Source organism: Nostoc piscinale CENA21, from assembly GCF_001298445.1.
Lineage (GTDB): Bacteria > Cyanobacteriota > Cyanobacteriia > Cyanobacteriales > Nostocaceae > Nostoc_B > Nostoc_B piscinale_A.
Genome location: NZ_CP012036.1, coordinates 5276607 through 5296795, shown reverse-complemented (window position 1 = coordinate 5296795; position 20189 = coordinate 5276607). Strand labels below are relative to the sequence as shown.

Here is a 20189-nt window from a genome sequence, read left to right as displayed (position 1 = left end):
CTACATCTGTCCAAATTGACCAAATTTTTTTCGGATGAAGCTGATGTTTTCAGAGTATGACTAAATTTCATTGTTACTTTTCCTACCTATTTTTTTACTAAATTGGCCCTCGCGTAATAGCAGTAGGCTCTTGGAGAATCTCAAATTTTTTAACCACAATATTGCCTACTGTGGGATTATTCCCCATACCAACAAAAAAAAACATTATCGAGATAATTGTTTAATGCAATTTCATTTTCAAATAAGTAATAGCCATTGGCTTCTCTATTTGTCTCATCAATTGACCAAATTTTCCATTTCAATCCTTTGACAGCAGCAAGACGAGGCGCATGTTCAAGCATCTGCTGTTTAAATTCAGCAGTGGATGTTTTATATTTGAAGTTGATTTGTAAAATACGCATAGAATTTGTCATTGTTTGTGCCATTGCTTGATCCTTTGATTGCAGTTTGATCCAAGGGCTAGTGTGACCCAGCAGCCATCCGGTGATTGCAGATATAGCGATCGCCACAAAACAGAGAATCTTCTGATTCATAAAATTTGGGATTTTCAATTTTGCAAAAAATTTTGAGTTATTGCTTTCAGTCTTTCCTACAAGAACAGACTGTTTTGCTGTAAATGCTGGACACTCAATCAGTCAATCAGTAATATATTGACACTGCCAATATAAAACCAAAATGTTGACAGTGTCAATATAAAAATAAAAATATGGCTCAATATCATCATGGAAACTTACGCAATACTTTGCTGGCGATCGCTATAGAACTGTTAGCGGAAGATGGGGTTGAGGCGCTGAGTTTACGTAAAATGGCGCAAAAAGCCGGAGTCAGTCACAATGCGCCTTATATGCACTTTGCAGATAAAGAAGCTGTACTGGCGGCGATCGCCCAAGAAGGCTTTCGTCTGCTGACAGTTAACGTAGAATCCGCCATAGCTCAAGCTGGAAAAAGTACTCGTCAAAAGTTAATTGCAGCTAGTCAAGCTTATGTCGAATTTGCCATCAATCATGCCAATCATGTGCAAATCATGTTTCGTCCTGTAGATGTAGCCAAATATCGCAACTTAGAAGAAGTTGCCCAAGCCTCACTCAACCAATTATTTGAGCTAGTGAAAGCTGGTCAAGAAAATGGAGAACTGATTGTTGGTGATACTTACGAAATCACAAAAGCAATCTGGGCGATGGCGCATGGAGTAGCAATTCTGTCCATTGCTTACCAAACAACTAATCTATTCTCCGAAAAAAACTTCTAGAGGAGATGTTGTATCAGTATTTGTCAATTTATTATTAGACGGAATTGCCGTATATAGCATTTCTGACTCTAGCAAGGTGCTAGACAGGAATAATTAACCGCAGATGCACGCAGATAAATTTGTACTTCAGCAGGCTAGAAAAGGCAATAAAAACTCAAATTATCTTGAACTCAGTATTTTAGGAACAAAAAAAGTAAATTCACGTATTTTAGTCAGACAGCTTGCACAATTTTTGAATTAAGTAATTTTAGCCGCCTGATTCATGAGTTGTTCTGCCAAAATGGAGAGATAGCCTAGCTGTGAGATTAAGCTTAAAGCAGGCAACACAGCATGAATCGGTGCAGACTTGTCCAAGTGTACTTATTGAGTTAAGCTATTCGCCAATTTTGGTAATTTTAACAAATGCTCTATCTGAGAAATTTAATTTATCATCCCACAGCTTGCCCAACCGCGATTTTGAAGTCAGTTGACCTGGAATTACCGCCTCAGCAATTAGGTTTAATTATTGGCCCTAGTGGTTCAGGGAAAAGCACCTTACTTGAAATCTTGTCTGGACTAGCCGAACCCACTTCTGGCGGAGTGTTTTGGCGAGAACAAGAACTCATCGCCGAACAGCTACAACAACTAGCGGGAATTGTATTTCAGTTTCCTGAACGGCACTTTTGCGGCGGGACAATTTTAGAAGAATTGCGTTTAGGACATCCAGAGTTAGGTTCAGAACGAGTTAAGCAAGCCCTCAGTGAAGTGGGATTAGAGCATTTATCCCTATCTGCTGCACCTTATGCTTTAAGTGGAGGACAGCAACGGCGTTTAGCTTTAGCAGTGCAGTTAATTCGTCAGCCAAACGTCTTGTTATTAGATGAACCTACAGCCGGGTTAGATTGGTCAATGCGCCAGCAACTAGTCAACTTATTGGCGAAACTCAAACAAGACTGGACATTGTTAGTAGTAACACATGATGCTGGTGATTTGTTAGCGATCGCGGATCGTTGTTGGACACTCAATCACGGCGAACTGCAATCAGTTGATCCAGCGACACTTAGTAGTAAAGTGAAAGAACCCCAACCAGCAGCATGAATCAAAAATCAGGGTGTAGGGAGACAAGGAAGAAAAGAAGAACCAATAACTATTGACTATTTACCATTGACCATTGAACTAATGACAAATTCCACCACTCCCTTGCTGCCAGAAATGGCAGAAATTTGGCAGCAAACCCTCAATTGGCAACCAACTACACAGCAACAGACACAATTCCAGCAACTTTATGAATTGATTCTGGAAGGTAATAGCCAATTAAACTTAACTCGCATCACCGCACCCCAAGAATTTTGGGAAAAACATCTCTGGGATTCCTTACGGGGAACTTTGCTGAACAACCAATTTATTGCATCTCTCCAAACAGGTGCATCAGTCATTGATATTGGCACAGGTGCAGGTTTTCCCGGCGTTCCCGTAGGCATGATTGCACCCAACAGCACAATTACTCTGCTAGATTCCACCCGCAAAAAAATTGCTTTTATCGATAAAGTACTAACTACATTAGAACTCAGCAATTGCAAAACTCTTGTTGGCAGAGTTGAAGAAATCGGTCAACAAACTCAGCACCGCCAAACCTATGATCTTGCCCTGATTCGCGCCGTCGGTACAGCTTCCGAATGTGCAGAGTACAGCTTACCATTAATTAAAAAAGGTGGTTTAGCTGTAATTTACCGAGGTACTTGGACAGAAGAAGAAACCACAGTTTTGAAAAATGCTGTAAAACAGTTAGGTGGTGAAATTGCAGCAATTGAACAATTCACGACTCCCCTAACTAATAGCATCCGCCACTGCTTATATTTGCGAAAGATAGCAAGCACACCGCCTCAATTTCCCCGCGCGGTTGGTGTCCCTCATCAAAAGCCATTGTGATTTTGCAATACTTCTGAGAGATGAAAGGTTGACAAAGATATCATAAGGCCTCCGGTTAGCCAGGTTATTTCCTTCTACATTCCTAAATATTTCTGCGAAAACTGAACACTTGTAACTTTTCTTACAGCAGCAATTACAAGACAGCATAAAGCTATCACTCCGCAAGAATTTATCAATAATTGTGCTATCCAAAAATTTTGAAAGCCAAACTTATTAGTTATTCTATTCATCAAATCAAGTACTGGTATATGAAATAAGTAGATACCAAAAGAAAATTCACCAATAATAACTAAAAATCTTGGCCAATTATCAGTTTTTTTTCGCATTACCAAGAATAATAATATTAATGAAAATGAAGAGAAAAAGGATGAAGCCTTAATTTGGGAGTCTGCAAAAGTAGTGAGACTGCAAACTCTCCAAAGATAAAATGCCTCAAGTATAGCTAAAAGTATAGAGCCTATATAAATTAAAAGAATTTTTCTGAAATTTTTATTTTTAATAGTTAGTTTACTTTGAGTTGCTAGAATGCCCAAATAATAAAAACTAATCCATATAGTAAAAGGAAGCGCGTACCAAGGAAATCGAACATCATAATGAAGATACAAGCGAAAAAAGTACAATCCTAGCAGTGATAAAGGAGACAGTGATAACCATAAAAAGTTTTTAACTAAGCTTTTTGTAGACGTAACCATTAAAGGTGTCAACAAAATTAGCTGCACAATAACGATTATAAAGTAATAAGGGACTAAAATCTGACCTGTTATTACATCTATAATAATTTTGCTCCAATTCCATTGATAATTATGCTTATAAAATAAAATTATTAAAATACACCATGAAAAATAAGGGATCAGTATCCTGCTAAGTCTTTTCTGATAAAAATCTAAATAATCTGATAGTTTCGTAAACTCATAACTGGGTGTAAAATAACCAGAAATGAAAATAAACACAGGAACGGCAAAATTAACCAATTGCCTAAAAATCATGGATAAACCATAATTCTGCTCAGTCTCATTATTAATACCAGATGCGTGAATTGCAACTACTGCTATAATTGCTATTCCGCGCAAAGCTTGAAATGATAAATCTTTATTCTTCATTTTTGTAAAAACTTTAGAGGCTGATTTTGAATGTACCAAAAAATGGTCTATCAAAGCCAACTAGATTATTCAATAAAACGGCGTTTACCAATTTTTCTGAATAACAAAACGGCCATAAATTATGGTTAATTCAAAGATTTCTGTAGTGATAATAGCAGCTTGCTGATAAGATTCTGTACCGATAGAAAAGCCGATGAGGTCAGCTTCTACTTCATGTACTTCCTCTGGGCTATGCACACTCCAACTGATATCACGACAATCCTGAAAAATTAGTACATAAGGTAAACGATACTCGGTAGGATCATATACGCATTCAACTGTAACTTTGTTACCTCATAGAAAAATATCTATACTTTTAATTAGCGAAGTCAAGCCACCAAGTTTTAGTAGGTGATAATCATTCAGGCATATTAATTACTCATCTTAACTATTTAACTCATAGTAATAATAACGTCCTTATTTTCAGTAGATTTTCAGAGATTTCAGCAATTATACGTAGGACGATCAGTAAATAAGTAGATATCTTGATGAAGTGGAAATGAGTATCGTTAATTTTCACTAGAAATTCCCCCATTTTAACCCATTGTTGAAGCATCGGACTGCAAAACATCTCCAGGACTTACGCACAAAGTTTGCCTATTAAGAATGGGTGTAAGGGTGTGAGGGCTTGAGAGTATATAAGGTAAGGGCTTTGAACATCTACAACCCTATACTCATTCACTCTACATCAAACCCTTATCTTTCTTTTTTGCGTAGCTTCAACAGATCATTTCAATCAACAACACAGGGAAATAATTATGCAAACTGCTGAAAAACTGAGCAAAATTGTCAGCAATTCTGACGCATGGATTTTGAGTAGTGCAGAGTTTCAAGAATTAGCAACAGAACTACTCAAACAAGGTTTAGTCGCTCATTATCCATTTAACGGCAATGCAGATGATAGCAGTGGAAATGGACTTCATGGATCTGTTTACGGTGCAATACTCACCAAGGATAGATTTGGTAATCCTAACAGTGCTTATCAATTTGATGGCATTGATGACTATATCGAAATTCCCCACAATGACCTGCTCAACCTTACAGATAACTTTACTATTGCCCTCTGGATTAACCAGCCAGAAGATAATTCATTAAAAGGTTACAGACTAATTGACAAAACTACAGCAGGTGTCAACGATGGCTATAATTTTGATACCTACGATGGCAGTACTGGCAGAAGATTACGTCTCACTGGCGGAAAACAAAATGTATCTGCCCACACTGCTTATTCTCTCAACGAGTGGCATCACGTAGCTGTAGTTTTTTCTAAAGGTGTATCAACCTTTTATTTAGATGGGAATCTTGATGGTTCAGGGCAACATCTTAGTGAGACAGTTAGTACCAATTCTTTAACTTTAAAAATTGGTGCAGCCCATAACTCTCATACTGAATTTTTCAAAGGTATGATAGATGATGTGCGGATTTATAATCGAGCATTATCTGAAAAAGATATTCAAGAACTTTATGAATTTCCAACTGCACTTAGACAGTGTGTTTTAGAATTTAATGGTCAAAATAATTATGTATCTTTACCTGCGGCAAATATTGATTATTCTCAGGGCTTTAGTGTAGAAGCATGGGTACGCTACAACAGCTTTAAATATTGGTCAAGAATTATCGATTTTGGCAATGGTGTAAACAGTAATAATATGGTTTTTGCCAATCCAGAAACCACTAATCAACTAGCAATTGATGTCAAAACTAGCGCCGGTGAAAGACGAATTACTAGCGCCGCAGTTTTAGAAACTGGCAAGTGGATGCACTTAGCTGCCACAATTGATCAGTCAGGTATGGCGAAACTTTACAAAAATGGTGAGTTAATTCAAAGCGGACAGTTACAACTCCCAGCAACTATTAACCGGACACAAAATTACATCGGTAGAAGTAATTGGCCGCAGGATGGTTACTTTGATGGTCAAATTTCAGAAGTGCGTGTTTGGAATATTACTCGTAGCCAAGCAGAAATTCAACAGCATCTGCACAGTAGACTTACAGGAAATGAGGCGGGTTTAGTTGGCTACTGGCAGTTAAATGAATGTTCTGGTACTGTAGTAGCCGACAAGACTAGTCGCGCAAATCACGGTACAGTTAACGGTGCGATTTGGCAACAACAAGAACTACTCATCAAACCTGCACCCGCACCCAACCTTGAATCTGTAAAACCAGTAGAACCAGCAGTAAATCTACCAGACAATAGCAAAATCAAGCTGCAATCTTGGAAAGGTGATTACTTACACCGTCCAGACTCTCAACAAGGTGTCACCACTTGGGGAACTGGTATCGGTAATGAGTGGCTGGTGGAGTCGGTAAGCGATCGCATCATCAGACTAAAAATCTTGGAAAGGTGATTACTTACACCGTCCAGATTCCGAACAAGGTGTCACCACTTGGGGTACGGGTGTTGGTAATGAGTGGGAAGTTGAGTCGGTAAGCGATCGCACCATCAGGCTAAAATCTTGGAAAGGTGATTACTTACACCGTCCAGACTCTCAACAAGGTGTCACCACTTGGGGTACAGGTATCGGTAATGAGTGGAAACTGGAAGTTATTCCTCCTGAAGATAGCAAATCGATTGCGGAACAAGTTACCCCAGTTGAACCAGTCACACCGCAACCACAACCAGAAACCAATAATCTTCCAGTGACGGAACAAGTTACACCTGTAGAACCAGTCACACCACAGCCAGAAACCAATAATCTTCCAGTGGCGGAACAAGTCACCCCTGTGGAACCAATCACACCACAACTAGAAACCAATAATCTTCCAGTGGCGGAACAAGTTGCACCTGTGGAACCAGTCACACCACCACAACCAGAAACCAATAATCTTCCAGTGGCGGAACAAGTTATACCTGTGAAACCAATCACACCACAACCAAGACCAAAAACAAATAATATCAAAGCTAACAACAATCAGCCTCAGACCCCAACCAAGGCTAAATATAATAAAACCGACCTAATTGTTTATTTGTTTCTGATTTTGCTGGTATTACTGATAGCTTGGCAGCTATTTAAGCAGTAATTAAGCACAGAACTAAAATAGTTAAAGATAAAGAGCGATCGCATCATCACAGCGATCGCTTTTCATTGTATAACCCCAGTACATAGAAAATCAGCGAATTTTATCTCTATCACCTGTAACCTATCACCTGCTATATATGATGAGGTATGGCGATCGTACATCTGCTTTTTTCCCATCTCATCGCCAAAAAAAAGCCCCCATTGTGGCACTCTGAGAGACAGGATTGTTTAGTCTGAATATTTTAGCTACAAAAATTTACTGAATGAGTTATGCAAACTCTGCCTACACCTACAAGCTCAAACACCACAACTAGTCAACCCACCTTTGATACTACAATCAAACGGCGTAAAACTCGCCCAGTCAAGGTAGGCAATGTCACCATCGGCGGCGGACACCCTGTGGTGGTGCAGTCAATGATTAACGAAGACACTCTTGATATTGATGGTTCTGTCGCCGCAATTCGTCGCTTGCACGAAGTTGGCTGCGAAATCGTTCGTGTCACAGTGCCTAGCCTCGCTCACGCTGTAGCATTGGCAGAAATTAAGCAAAAAATCATTAAAAATTACCAAGATGTGCCTATTGTGGCTGATGTACATCACAATGGTATGAAAATTGCTTTAGAAGTTGCCAAACACATCGAGAAAGTACGGATTAATCCAGGCTTGTATGTGTTTGAAAAACCCAACGCCAACCGCACAGAATATACCCAAGCCGAATTTGAAGAAATTGGCGATAAAATCCGCGAAACTCTAGAACCTCTAGTAGTTTCCTTGCGCGACCAAGGTAAAGCGATGCGAATTGGGGTAAATCATGGTTCACTGGCAGAAAGAATGCTATTTACATACGGTGACACCCCAGAAGGAATGGTGGAATCGGCTTTAGAATTCATTCGCATTTGTGAATCATTAGATTTCCGCAACTTAGTGATTTCTATGAAAGCCTCTCGCGTTCCTGTCATGGTAGCCGCCTATCGTCTGTTAGCCAAGCGGATGGACGAATTAGGGATGGATTATCCTTTACACTTGGGTGTAACAGAAGCAGGTGATGGCGAATACGGCAGAATCAAATCTACCGCAGGTATTGCCACCTTACTAGCAGATGGTATTGGTGATACCATCCGTGTCTCTCTTACAGAACCACCAGAAAAAGAGATTCCTGTTTGCTATAGCATCTTGCAAGCTTTGGGATTGCGGAAAACAATGGTGGAATATGTCGCCTGTCCTTCCTGCGGACGCACCTTATTTAACCTAGAAGAAGTGCTACATAAAGTCCGGGAAGCCACCAAACACTTAACTGGGTTAGACATAGCTGTGATGGGTTGTATTGTCAACGGCCCTGGTGAAATGGCAGATGCTGACTATGGCTATGTGGGCAAAACTCCTGGTTACATTTCTTTATATCGCGGGCGAGAGGAAATTAAAAAAGTTCCAGAAGACCGAGGTGTAGAAGAGTTAATCAATTTGATTAAAGCTGATGGGCGTTGGGTAGATCCATAAGAAGTATGAAATGTGAAGTGTGAAGTATGAATTTATATAAAAACCCTTGGGGTTGCTGTTCTGCAAGAAGCGAAGCTCATCACTACCAAGGAATAGTAGCAGCTCAATTTCATACTTCATCCTTCATACTTCAGACTTTATACTTCCCAACTTCACCGGATTGTCAAGTATTTTCATGAAATTAGAAATACATACCCGGTCTTTGCAGAATACCTGTGTTAGATTGGGCATACTGACTATTATTTTCCCTCTGACACAGCTGTCATTATGGTGATTACAAAAAGTAGGCTTGTTTTGGGTGCTACGGCAGTAACACTCTCCACAATTGCTGTTACTAGCTTGGGCATTCACTCGCGTGGTCAGGCTTTATTTAAAGCAAGTCCCAAGGAAACAGTAGATGAAGTTTGGCAAATTGTTAACCGCCAATACGTAGATGGCACTTTTAACCAAGTAGATTGGCAGGCTGTTCGTAAGGAGTACCTGAACAAGTCCTACAGTAATCAGCAAGAAGCCTATAAATCTATCCGGGAAATGCTGAAGAAGCTTGGTGATCCTTACACCCGGTTTATGGACCCGGAAGAGTTCAAAAATATGCAGGTTGATACCTCTGGAGAACTCACAGGTATCGGTATTACTATCAGTCAGGATGAAAAAACCAAACAATTGGTTGTGATTGCGCCTATTGAAGATACACCAGCATTTAAGGCGGGAATCTTAGCCAAAGATATCATCCTGAAAATTAATAATAAAAGTACTCAGGGTATGGATACAAACCAAGCTGTATCCTTAATCCGTGGTGAACCAAATACTAAAGTTACACTCACAATTCAGCGTAATGGTGCTATCAAGCAGTTCAACATCACACGCGCCAGAATTGAAATTCATCCAGTACGTTATTCGCAAAAACAATCACCAGCAGGTAATATCGGCTACATCCGTCTGAATCAATTCAGTGCTAATGCTGGTAAAGAAATGCAAAATGCTATCAAAGATTTAGAGTCGAAGAAGGTTGCTGGCTATGTTCTCGATTTGCGTGGCAACCCTGGTGGCTTGTTATTCTCTAGTGTCGAAATTGCCCGGATGTGGCTAGATAAAGGCACAATTGTTTCTACCATTGACCGCCAAGGTGAGCAAGAAAGAGAAGTAGCCAATGGACGCGCCCTCACCAATAAACCATTAGTAATATTGGTAGATAAAGGTTCTGCTAGTGCTAGTGAAATTTTATCTGGAGCTTTAAAGGACAATAAACGGGCTGTTTTGGTAGGTACTCAAACCTTTGGTAAAGGATTGGTACAGTCTGTGCGTCCCTTAGATGATGGCTCAGGATTAGCGGTGACAATTGCCAAATATCACACTCCTAGCGGTAAAGATATTAATAAACACGGTATTGACCCCGATGTGAAGGTAGATTTGACCGATGCTCAACGGCAAGATTTATGGTTGCATGAGCGTGACAAACTAGCCACTATGGCTGATCCACAATATGCTAAAGGTGTAGAAATTTTAGGTAAGCAGATTGCTGCCAAAGGTATCACTAGCGCGGAGAAAAATTAAGGTTTTAGATGGGTTGGCATTTACCAGCCCTGATTAATCCAACTCTGTGGGCGATCGCTTCTTCTTGAGAAGCATAAGTCCCCCACTTTTCAATAATTTCTGGATCATCGTCTCTAACTAAATTGCTGGGGACGATTTCGCAATTTTGGGCTTTACGCTTGACAATATACCAAAGTTGTGTGTTTTCCATTGTTAGTTATTAATAATTTTCTCCACTGCAACATTAATATCGGGAAATGCTAGTGGCTGAATTGTACCAACCGTTAATGTTTGTTGTGAGGTATATTCTCCATTAAGAATTTCTCGGAATATGATGAGATTTTGCTTTTTTAAATTCACAACCCAATACTCTAAAATACCTGCTTGAGCGTAGATTTTAGTTTTTATCCCTAAATCTTTTTCTAAACTAGAGTTAGCATATTCAATCAACCAGAAAATATTTTCTGGAGATGGATGATGTTGTCGATATTCACGTCCCAAACGTTGAACAATGGCAATATCTGGTTCTGGTTCGGAATTGTTGGGTAAGGTAATTGGTTTAGCTTCACGAATTGAGGCTCTCTCACCCAGTAACTTTGCTAGATATTCACCCGCTTCATCACTAGAATAAGCATGAGGTTCGCTTTCTGGTGACATTTCGACAATTTCTCCTTGCAAAAGTTCAACTTGGCGATCGCTTAAAATGCCAGCCTCAATCATGCGATGATATTCGTCAATCGTCCATTTAGCCACAATCACACTCATGACGATTGATTCCTCCCATGTCAATCATGATGTTATCTTAGCAAGAGGACTGGAAAAGGGATTAGGGGCTAGAGGCTAGTACAACAAGTCAAAAGGAAAAATGATTTACAAACCTCTCTCCCTTGTCTTCCGTGTCTACCTTGTCTCACTGGTATCGTTTGTTCATATCTCAAATAGGACTGCTATATTTCTGCATAACTTATGAATACAGTAGTGACATCAGAAAAAATTCATCTCCCTGCTGGTGCTGTCCTCAAACTTTTGGGAAACTGGCAAGACTATCAAAAAATGGTATCAGTTTTAGGCGATCGCGCCATACCTCGGATTAAATACAGACAAGGGGAAATTTTATTGATGGCACCATTACCAGAACATGGCAGAGATGTAAGTTTGGTGGCTGATGTTGCTAAGGTTTTGCTTGATCATTTGAACCTTAGATATGACTCGTTTACACCCATCACCATGAGTTTGCCAGAGGTTAGTGGTATTGAGCCTGATTTTTGCTTTTATATTGAAAATTGGCAATCAGTAGTAGGTAAAAGCCAGATTGATTGGCAAAACGAGCCGCCGCCAGATTTAGCCATTGAAATCGATGTTACTAGTTATACCAATATTAATGATTATCTTGTTTATAAAGTGCCGGAAGTCTGGCTATTGAGAAATAAACAGTTGTTAATTTATAGATTACAGGGAGAAAATTATACACTGAGTGAAAGCAGTTATTTCCCTAACATTCCAGAAATTGTACAGCAATGTTTCCGAATTGCGAGGGAAGAAACGACAAGCGAAGCAATTAGATGGTTGCGGAACTTTCTTGTATCCACACAAAAATGATTCACAAAGGTAGATAATTTTTTATAGATATTTTTGAGATGCAACCGCCGATGAACGCCGATGAACGCCGATATGAAAATACACAAGATTTTAAAATTTTGGATGTTCAAAATTTGGATGTAAATTATGGCGGGATTCAAGCACTAAAAAAGATTAATTTAACTATTAATAAAGGTGAGGTAGTTACTTTAATTGGTGCGAATGGTGCTGGTAAAACTACTACACTCAGAGCTATATCAAAAATAGTCCATCCTCTGCGTGGCGAGATTATTTATAGTGGACGCAATATTACCCGCCGTCAACCTCATGAAGTCGTGAAACTGGGGATTGCTCATTGTCCTGAAGGGCGGAGAGTATTAGCAAAGCAAACCGTTTTTGATAATTTATTATTAGGTGCTTATATACGTTCTGATCAAGTAGAAATTAAAGCTGATATTCAACGTCAATTTGAGTTATTTCCGCGATTATTACAGCGCCGCAATCAATTAGCCGGAACTCTCAGTGGTGGTGAACAACAAATGTTGGCGATCGCACGGGCTTTAATGAGTAGACCACAACTGTTATTGTTAGATGAGCCAAGCTTGGGTTTAGCACCAGCAATTGTCAAAGAAATCTTTGCAATTATCGAAAATTTAAGGGCGACAGGCGTAACTATTTTATTAGTTGAGCAGAACGCAAATTTAGCCTTACAAATTGCTGACCGGGGATATGTACTCGAAGCTGGTTCTATTACTTTAACAGGTGCAGCATCAGAGTTAATTAGTGATGAGCGGGTAAAAAAAGCTTATTTAGGATAATCATTAATGTTTAATAATGATGCGTCAAAGTCGAGTAAATAGAGATAGATTAATGCTGAATTATTTTAAATTATGACTGTAAAGATACTACCCCTAGATTGATTATTTTCAATGCTAATTGTGCCGCAATGTGCTTCAATTGCCATTTTACAAAAAGCTAATCCTAAGCCAATTTGTGTAACTTCGGGCATTAGAGTGCCTACTTCATATTTTTCAAAAATAATTTTGCGTAAATCTTCAGAAACGCCTTTACCAGAATCGATGACTTGTAATTTTGCCCCGCCAGTTGGTAAATATTCAGCACGCAAAGTAACTTGCGAGTTGGATGGGGAAAACTTAATGGCATTAGTGAATAAATTATCTAAAACACGACGGAACATTAAAGCATCGATTTCAATTGTGTCGCCTGGTTCTGGTAATTCACTCATCAAGGTGATTTTCTTTTGGGCGGCGATCGCTTCGACATCAGATAATGCTGACTTACACAAAGAATGTAAATCGACTGGACTGTAATTGAGAACCATTTTGCCTGATTCCAGCTTCGCCATCAGCAACAAGCTATCAATTAAAGATTGGAGTTGTTGTCCAGCCAGTAAAACTTGCTCGACTTTGCCTTGTTGCTGTTGTTGAGATAAGCCAGGAAATTTCAGCATCTCAGCCCCTAAAACAATACTAGCCAGTGGATTTCGCAAATCATGGACAATCATGTTTACCATGTCTTCGCGCAGTTTGAGCAATAATTGCAGGCTGTCATACTGCTGCTTAATCCGCAACATGGAATTAACTCTGGCGCGTAATTCTACACCATTAACGGGTTTACTAATAAAGTCATCTGCACCTGTAGCCAGACATCGAGCTAAATCTTCTTTAGCTGTTAATGCCGTCACCATAATAATTGGTACTGCTTGCCACTTGGGTTGGGACTTGATGCGTTTGCAGACTTCCATTCCATCCAGATCAGGCATCATCACATCGAGCAGAATTAGATCAGGCTGAAAACTATCAAGCCGACTTAGGGCTTGTTGACCATCAGGAGCATAGTGTAACTGGTAGTTTTCACTATCCAGCAAAGTTTCAACAACATCAAAGTTATCCGGTTCATCATCAATGACTAAAATAGTGGGTTGAGTATCCATTGAAAATTTTTACTATCTTTCTAAAAGTTTTTGAATTGTGACTACAAGTTGTTTAAGTTTTACAGGTTTAGTTAAATATTCATTTGCTCCAGCAGCTAAACAAGTTTCGCGATCGCCTGGCATAGCTAAAGCTGTCAGCGCAATCATCGGGATATTCACAAACGGCTGATCACCACGGATGCGACGCATAGCCTCTAAGCCATCCATTCCCGGCATTTGAATATCCATCACAATTAAGTCAGGGCGTTGAACTTTCACCAGATCAATAGCTTGTTGTCCATTGTTGGCAAAAATCAAATCATAACCACGACTAGCCAGATAACCAGACATCGTATCAATATTTGCTTGATTATCTTCTACCAGCAAAATCACAGGATTTGCTAAAGCTGCTTCTGACGATAAATTGAGATTTTGGGCTGCCGAAACAGGAGAATTTCGCAGTTTGTTGATAGTTGCCTGGAGTTGCTCGCGGGTAATCGGTTTCACTAAATATTCAAATGCACCCTGAGCTAGTCCTTTAGGGCGCTCATCAACTACAGAAAAGATAATCACGGGAATATTTTGAGTTTGGGGATGAGTCTTGAGTTGATGAAGCACATCCCAACCTGATAGGTTAGGTAGTTGCAAATCCAAGATGACTAGGGCAGGCTGAACCCGTAGCACTTCTTCTACCGCTCCTTCGCCTTGGGGATAGGTAATGGGTTGGATTCCCATTTCCTGGAAGTAGCGAGTAATTTGGTCTGCTGCTGCAACAGAATCTTCGACAATTAAAACCTGAGCATTCTCAGCAGGCCAGCTATGGCTGGGTAATGGAGCCGTAATTGGTGTTGTAACTATATGCTCACTGGTATGGCAGGGAACGCGGACAGTAAAACAACTTCCTTCGCCAACTTTACTGCTAACTGAAACTGTTCCTCCATGCAGCGTGACAATGCGCTGCACTAATGCCAAACCTAAACCTGTGCCATTGTAATGGCGGTTCAGACTACTGTCAAGCTGAACGAAGGGCTGAAACAGTTTGCCAATTTCTTCTGAGGCAATGCCAATGCCAGTATCAATCACATGAAAGCACAGATGGGCATTATTTGTGGCTGATGTGATTTCTGTTGTTTCCTGCCGAACTTCAATGGTGACAGAACCTCCTTCTGGGGTGAATTTGACTGCATTGCTTAGTAGGTTGATCAGTACTTGACGTAGACGACGCTCATCTACTTGGATGCTGTTGATATTGCCATCAATGTAAGTATTGAGGCGGATATTCTTTTTTAACGCCATTTGTTTGACAAAGGTGAGACTGGCATCACACAAACTTCTGACGGAAACATCACTTAATTGCAATTCCAGTTTGCCAGACTCGATTTTTGATAAGTCGAGGATGTCATTGATTAGTTCGAGTAAATGTCTGCCACTGCGTTCAATGGTAGCGATCGCTTTGACTTGACGCTCATTTAGTAAGCCAAACACATTTTCTTGTAAACCCTCCGACATCCCCAAAATCGCATTCAGGGGTGTTCGCAATTCATGGCTCATGTTGGCGAGAAATTCGTCTTTGAGACGTGTGGCGCGAGCCAGTTCAATGTTAGTGTTCAGCAGTTGCTTATTAGTTTCTCGTAGTTCTTCTTCGGCTTGTTTGCGATCGCGAATATCAAATAAGGTGGCACGATTATATAAATAATTGCCATCAGCATCTTTCACCGCTGTGGCGTTAATCAAAACTGGCAAAACTGTGCCATCTTTACACACCATTTCATACTCTAAATCTTTAACCCAACCCTGCTGTTTGAAGTGGGGATAGTTCTGCTCAAAGGCCAAGCGACTATCTGTGGTAAAGAAGTTGACCAAGGGTTGATCAATCATTTCTGCACGGCTGTAACCCAACCATTGCAATTCTGTCTCGTTAACTTTAATAAATCGACCTTCTTGATCTAGGGAATGATAACCACAAGGAGCATTATTGTATAAGTCTTCAACTTCATGGGCATATTTCGCCAGGGCTTCTTGGGCTTGTTTGCGATCGCTAATATCAGTTATCCGCACTATATTCATCGTACGTCCGGCGACAGTAATTGGTTTGGCGGCAGCGTTTCCCCAAAAAATCTTGCCTTTTAAGGTCACATATTCAATTTCGCGGCTCCAGACTCCTTGCGACTCCATTTCTGCCATAATCGCCTCTGTTTCCTGAAGAGTGAATGGTTGGCGCTGGAGTGTCTGACCATTGATATTAATTAATTCAGTTTTGTCAGCCGCTTCAAATAATTCCACTGCCCGACGATTACAATCTAAGGTGAGTAGCGTTGACGAATCAACTAAAAAAAATTGCATCGGCCGATTCGTTAAAAATGGCTTCCCGCAAATCTCGGTTGCGGATCAGTTCTTGTTGAGCTTGTTTGTGATCGGTAATGTCAAAGTTCACACCAATAACTCGTACTGGTTCACCATACAAATCACGCTTGAGAATACCATAGCCTTTAAGGAAACGAATTGCTCCACTTGGTTGGATAATCCGAAACTCAACATCATATTCTTGCTTGCCTTCAATCACTTGCTGAATGTTCGCTAACATATAATCCCAATCTTCTGGGTGCAAGAAATTCAACCAAGCTTCATAAGTACCACTAAATTCCCCTGGACTTAACCCGTACAGTTCATACATTTGGTCATCCCAAATTTGTTTTGCTTGGGTAAAATCATATTCCCAAATGCCAAATTTGCCTGATTGTAGTGCTAAGGTCAGCCTTTCTGAGAGATGATGCAGTTGTTCTTCGGTTTGTTTGCGACTGGTAATATCTGTGAGTGTGCCAATATAACCAATTACTTCACCACTGGCGTTAGTCTCGGCTAACACATAACAGTGAAACCACTTCACACTACCATCGGGAAGTAGATGTCTACCTTCGTTGTAAAAAAGTTCATTTGGTGCTAATTCTGCTTCAAACCATTCCCGGAAAATGCGATCGCTGTCTTCTGGGTGTATGGCATCCATCCAACCTGTACCCAATCCGTCCGATGTTGGTCTACCTGTCATTTCACTCCAGCGATCATTAATGTAGACACAATTACCTGCGGTATCTAGTCGGAAAATAGCTACAGGAGCGGCTTTGGCTAAAGTGGCATAACGGTGTTCACTGTTCCGTAGAGCTTCTTCGGCTTGGCGGCGATCGCTGATATCTGTTAATGTGCCGATGTAGCCACTGATGTTACCATTGATGTCAATTTCAGGCACTGCCTGGACATAAAACCAGCTGATGCTACCATCGGGACGCAGATGTCTACCCTCACCCTCATAGTATTCTCTGGGGTCAACAATACCCTGCTCAAATTTAAGTTCCCATTCTTGCTTTAAGCGGCCGCGATCATCTGGGTGTACGGCTGCTATCCACCCCATCCCTAACCCGTCCGGGATTGGTCTACCTGTCATTTCGCTCCAGCGATCGTTGACGTAAATACATTGACCAGCAGCATCCAGTCGAAAAATGCCCACAGGAGCAGCTTCTGTTAAATGAGCATAGCGGCGTTCGCTGTCGCGCAGGGCTTCTTCTGCTTGTTTGCGTTCCGTGATGTCGGTAAAGGTACCAATATAGCTAATAACAGTGCCGAAAGGATTGGTTTCCGTTAGGAGTTGCAAGTAAAACCAAGTAATACTGCCATCTATATGTAAATACCTACCTTCTTGGCGGATTTGCCATAATCCTTGGGATAACTGCATCCACAAACAATCGCGGTCTTCTGGATGCAAATTCTCTAACCAACCCATTGCCATTGCCGCTGATGTTGGTCTACCTGTGAGCTTGCTCCAGTAATCATTCACGTAAATACATTGACCAGTAGTATCCAGTCGGAAAATCGCCACAGGTGCGGCTTCTGTTAAAGTTTCATAACGACGTTGGCTTTCTTTGAGCGCAGTTTCTATTTGTTTCTGCTCGGTAATATCTTTGGCAATCCCTAAAAATCCAATGTTGTTGCCTTCTATATCGAGCAGGGTTTTTACTGATATAAATACAGGGAAGCGAGAACCATCTTTGCGAATGTAAGTCCATTCATTTTCATAGGTGTTGCCATCTTGAGTGACGGTTATAAAAAATTCTGTACCGGGTGCAATTTCCCTACCTAGTTCCAAAGACAACTCAAATGCTCGTTGTTTGAGTTCTTCAGGATCGTGAAAGATACTCGGTTTGATTTGATGATTGACAACTTCATCGGCGGTGTAGCCCAACATTTTTTGAGCAGCCGCGTTGAAGATTTGAATGCCATTGGCGTTATTGTGAATAATTGCATAGTCACTGCCATCTAAAATTGCTTGTTGCAACCGATTGACAGCAATTAATTGGGCTTCGATTTGTTTGCGTTGGGTAATGTCAACGTGGCAACCAATCATTCGTAGCGGATTACCATTTTGATCCCAAGCAATGACGCGCCCAGAACAAATGACCCAAACAGTAGAACCATCTTTATGTTGATACCGTACCTCGCAATGATAAGGAACTTCTCCACGACTTTGGATATGTTGTTGGAACAATTCTAGGACATTGGCTAAATCTTCTGGAAAAATCAGCCGTTGCCATGTTTCTGGTGTGTTGGGCAACTCATGATCTTCGTAGCCAAACATTCGCTTGAAGGTTGGGCTGAGGTATTCCTGATTGTTGGGAATATCCCAGTCCCAATAACCTGCTAGACTGACTTCGAGAACTTGTTCTAGGAGATTTAATTCCATCCGCAGCATTTCTGATTGCTGCCGTTCGGCTTCTGAGTGTTTGCGTTCGGTAATGTCCATCAAGACGCCTAGCACTCTGAGCAGTTGGCCAGTCTTGTTGTAGATTCCCCTACCCTTAACGGATACCCAGTGAATACTGCTATCTTGCCAAATAACGCGGTATTCCACAACATAATCGGTTTGGGTGGCGATCGCCTGTCTCAATTCCTGCTTTACCCATTGCCGATCTTCTGGATGTACCTGACTCAACCACTGTTCTAAAGTCAATAGTACATTTTTGGTACTATTTATAACTCCGTGAATTGCATTTTGGCTGGCAAGTATTTGATTAGTAATTGGATTCCACTCCCAATAGCCAATCCCCGTAAAATTTAAGGTCAGCTTGAGTTTCTCTTCACTGGTTTTTAACGCTGCTTCGGCAAGTTGACGTTCTGCCAGTTCTGTTTTTAATTGTTCATAAGCACTCGCTTGTTGAATGGCGATCGCAATTTGCACCCCTAATTGATCTAACAAGTCCAACTCTACCGCTTGCCAGTGGCGAAAATTACTGCATTGTTGAGCAATTAATAATCCCCATAATTTGTCTTTGACCAAAATCGGGACTACCACATACGCTTTGACTTCAAATTGTTCTAAAAGATGTAAATGACATTTGGTTAAGCCTGCTTGATAAATATTATCGATGGCTCTTTTTTTACCTTGGTGATAATCACGCCCTCCTCCCTGTTGAAAGCAGGTGTCCTGGATTTGCCTTCCAAAAGCAATTGTCCAACCAGGTAGCACTGACTCGGCTACAATACTGCCACTCATATCCGACTGAAATTGATAAACAAGTACGCGGTCGGCTTGTAAAAATTGCCGTACTTCTGTGGCTGTGGTACTAAGAATTTCTTCGAGTTGCAACGACTGACGAATCCGTAACGCGATCGTCGCAATTAGTTGTTGTTGTTCCTGAATTTGTTCTAGCTTGCGAGTCAGATGTATTCGTTCTACTGCATGATGAATCGCACTGTGTAAGGCTTTGGGCGTGAAATGATTTTTCACCAAGTAATCTTGAGCGCCATGTTTCATAGCGTTAACGGCAATCATTTCATCGCCTGCGCCTGTCAGCATAATCACAGCAGATTGCCGATTCTTCAGCTTTTCTCTCAGTCGTTGCAAAAAATCTATTCCATCTCCATCAGGCAATAAATAATCCAGCAAAATTACATCTGGTGTTTGTTGCTCACAGCATGTCATCGCTTGTGCTGCTGTCTCAAATTCTAAAATTTCATAAGACTGCAATCTGTCGTGCTGTAAATACTGACGATATATATAACGATCTACAGCAGAATCATCAATTAAGAAGATAGTAAGGAAAGAGCGATCGCTCATAAGTCAAAGATACCGACGCGATAAAATTATAGACCTTGATTAATCCAGTCCACTCTCAACAGGGAGGCAGAACAGTCGCAATACCTCTTTTATGTTTATACTTCCCAAAAAACCTCATCTTCATAATAAACTTTTGTATCCCAATCCTCATTCAGTGCTATGCACAAATGAGTTTCGCAAACATACTTAAGAACTCACGCACAGCTTTCCGTAGACAGGACTTACA

General features: G+C 40.7%; 17 protein-coding genes. 9 read left to right on the top strand and 8 right to left on the bottom strand.

Translation table 11 applies throughout. The annotated features are described in order from the left end of the window. Positions 1 to 176 precede the first annotated feature (176 nt). Positions 177 to 533, bottom strand: coding sequence for a YdhR family protein (locus tag ACX27_RS22685; protein ID WP_062295736.1), 357 nt, complete (start codon positions 531 to 533; stop codon positions 177 to 179). Between the two features lie 173 nt (positions 534 to 706). Between ACX27_RS22685 and ACX27_RS22680 the strand changes: the two genes are divergently transcribed. From ACX27_RS22680 to rsmG, 3 genes are all read left to right on the top strand, one after another. Beyond that, the gene (locus ACX27_RS22680; protein WP_062295735.1) at positions 707 to 1249 is read left to right on the top strand and encodes a TetR/AcrR family transcriptional regulator; all 543 of its coding nucleotides are present in this window, start codon (positions 707 to 709) and stop codon (positions 1247 to 1249) included. Positions 1250 to 1651: 402 nt separating this feature from the next. After that, the gene (locus ACX27_RS22675) at positions 1652 to 2326 is read left to right on the top strand and encodes an ABC transporter ATP-binding protein (RefSeq protein WP_062295734.1); all 675 of its coding nucleotides are present in this window, start codon (positions 1652 to 1654) and stop codon (positions 2324 to 2326) included. 81 nt (positions 2327 to 2407) lie between these two features. Further along, positions 2408 to 3157 carry a 16S rRNA (guanine(527)-N(7))-methyltransferase RsmG gene (gene rsmG / locus ACX27_RS22670; protein WP_062295733.1) on the top strand — a complete coding sequence of 250 codons (750 nt, stop codon included), beginning with the start codon at positions 2408 to 2410 and terminating at the stop codon, positions 3155 to 3157. Between the two features lie 74 nt (positions 3158 to 3231). Here rsmG and ACX27_RS22665 read toward each other — a convergent pair whose 3' ends face one another. Together ACX27_RS22665 and ACX27_RS32560 are read right to left on the bottom strand one after the other, a co-directional pair. Continuing rightward, positions 3232 to 4317, bottom strand: coding sequence for an acyltransferase (locus ACX27_RS22665; RefSeq protein WP_144427514.1), 1086 nt, complete (start codon positions 4315 to 4317; stop codon positions 3232 to 3234). A gap of 24 nt (positions 4318 to 4341) precedes the next feature. Continuing rightward, complete coding sequence (locus ACX27_RS32560; protein WP_158507416.1) at positions 4342 to 4494, bottom strand: hypothetical protein; 153 nt, start codon at positions 4492 to 4494, stop codon at positions 4342 to 4344. A gap of 560 nt (positions 4495 to 5054) precedes the next feature. Between ACX27_RS32560 and ACX27_RS22660 the strand changes: the two genes are divergently transcribed. The 4 genes from ACX27_RS22660 (at position 5055) to ctpC (ending at position 10367) form a co-directional block, all read left to right on the top strand. Next, the gene (locus ACX27_RS22660) at positions 5055 to 6644 is read left to right on the top strand and encodes a LamG domain-containing protein (protein ID WP_062295730.1); all 1590 of its coding nucleotides are present in this window, start codon (positions 5055 to 5057) and stop codon (positions 6642 to 6644) included. A 292-nt stretch (positions 6645 to 6936) separates the two neighbouring features. After that, on the top strand, positions 6937 to 7317 hold the full coding sequence (locus ACX27_RS22655) for a hypothetical protein (RefSeq protein WP_062295729.1): 381 nt from the start codon (positions 6937 to 6939) through the stop codon (positions 7315 to 7317). A 269-nt stretch (positions 7318 to 7586) separates the two neighbouring features. Further along, complete coding sequence (ispG, locus tag ACX27_RS22650; protein WP_062295723.1) at positions 7587 to 8813, top strand: (E)-4-hydroxy-3-methylbut-2-enyl-diphosphate synthase; 1227 nt, start codon at positions 7587 to 7589, stop codon at positions 8811 to 8813. 267 nt (positions 8814 to 9080) lie between these two features. Further along, positions 9081 to 10367: a carboxyl-terminal processing protease CtpC gene (gene ctpC, locus ACX27_RS22645; protein ID WP_062295721.1), complete on the top strand. Its 1287-nt coding sequence runs from the start codon at positions 9081 to 9083 to the stop codon at positions 10365 to 10367. Between the two features lie 4 nt (positions 10368 to 10371). Here the strand turns inward: ctpC and ACX27_RS22640 are convergent, their stop codons facing one another. Continuing rightward, positions 10372 to 10557 (bottom strand): hypothetical protein, encoded by a 186-nt coding sequence (locus tag ACX27_RS22640; RefSeq protein ID WP_062295719.1) that lies wholly within the window; start codon positions 10555 to 10557, stop codon positions 10372 to 10374. Between the two features lie 2 nt (positions 10558 to 10559). Continuing rightward, entirely contained in the window at positions 10560 to 11111 is a 552-nt protein-coding gene (locus ACX27_RS22635) for a Uma2 family endonuclease (protein WP_062295717.1), read from the bottom strand. A gap of 201 nt (positions 11112 to 11312) precedes the next feature. Here ACX27_RS22635 and ACX27_RS22630 point away from each other — a divergent pair, with 201 nt between their 5' ends. Further along, positions 11313 to 11945, top strand: coding sequence for a Uma2 family endonuclease (locus tag ACX27_RS22630; protein WP_062295715.1), 633 nt, complete (start codon positions 11313 to 11315; stop codon positions 11943 to 11945). A gap of 38 nt (positions 11946 to 11983) precedes the next feature. After that, on the top strand, positions 11984 to 12742 hold the full coding sequence (locus tag ACX27_RS22625; protein ID WP_235526328.1) for an ABC transporter ATP-binding protein: 759 nt from the start codon (positions 11984 to 11986) through the stop codon (positions 12740 to 12742). A 65-nt stretch (positions 12743 to 12807) separates the two neighbouring features. Here ACX27_RS22625 and ACX27_RS22620 read toward each other — a convergent pair whose 3' ends face one another. Genes ACX27_RS22620 through ACX27_RS22610 form a run of 3 tightly spaced genes read right to left on the bottom strand, consistent with a single transcriptional unit; the run spans position 12808 to position 19963 of the window. Further along, complete coding sequence (locus ACX27_RS22620; RefSeq protein ID WP_062295713.1) at positions 12808 to 13878, bottom strand: hybrid sensor histidine kinase/response regulator; 1071 nt, start codon at positions 13876 to 13878, stop codon at positions 12808 to 12810. Positions 13879 to 13890: 12 nt separating this feature from the next. Then, positions 13891 to 16200, bottom strand: coding sequence for a PAS domain-containing hybrid sensor histidine kinase/response regulator (locus ACX27_RS22615; protein ID WP_062295712.1), 2310 nt, complete (start codon positions 16198 to 16200; stop codon positions 13891 to 13893). Beyond that, positions 16181 to 19963: a PAS domain S-box protein gene (locus tag ACX27_RS22610; protein WP_062295711.1), complete on the bottom strand. Its 3783-nt coding sequence runs from the start codon at positions 19961 to 19963 to the stop codon at positions 16181 to 16183. The genes ACX27_RS22615 and ACX27_RS22610 overlap by 20 nt, the downstream gene beginning before the upstream one ends. Positions 19964 to 20189 lie beyond the last annotated feature (226 nt).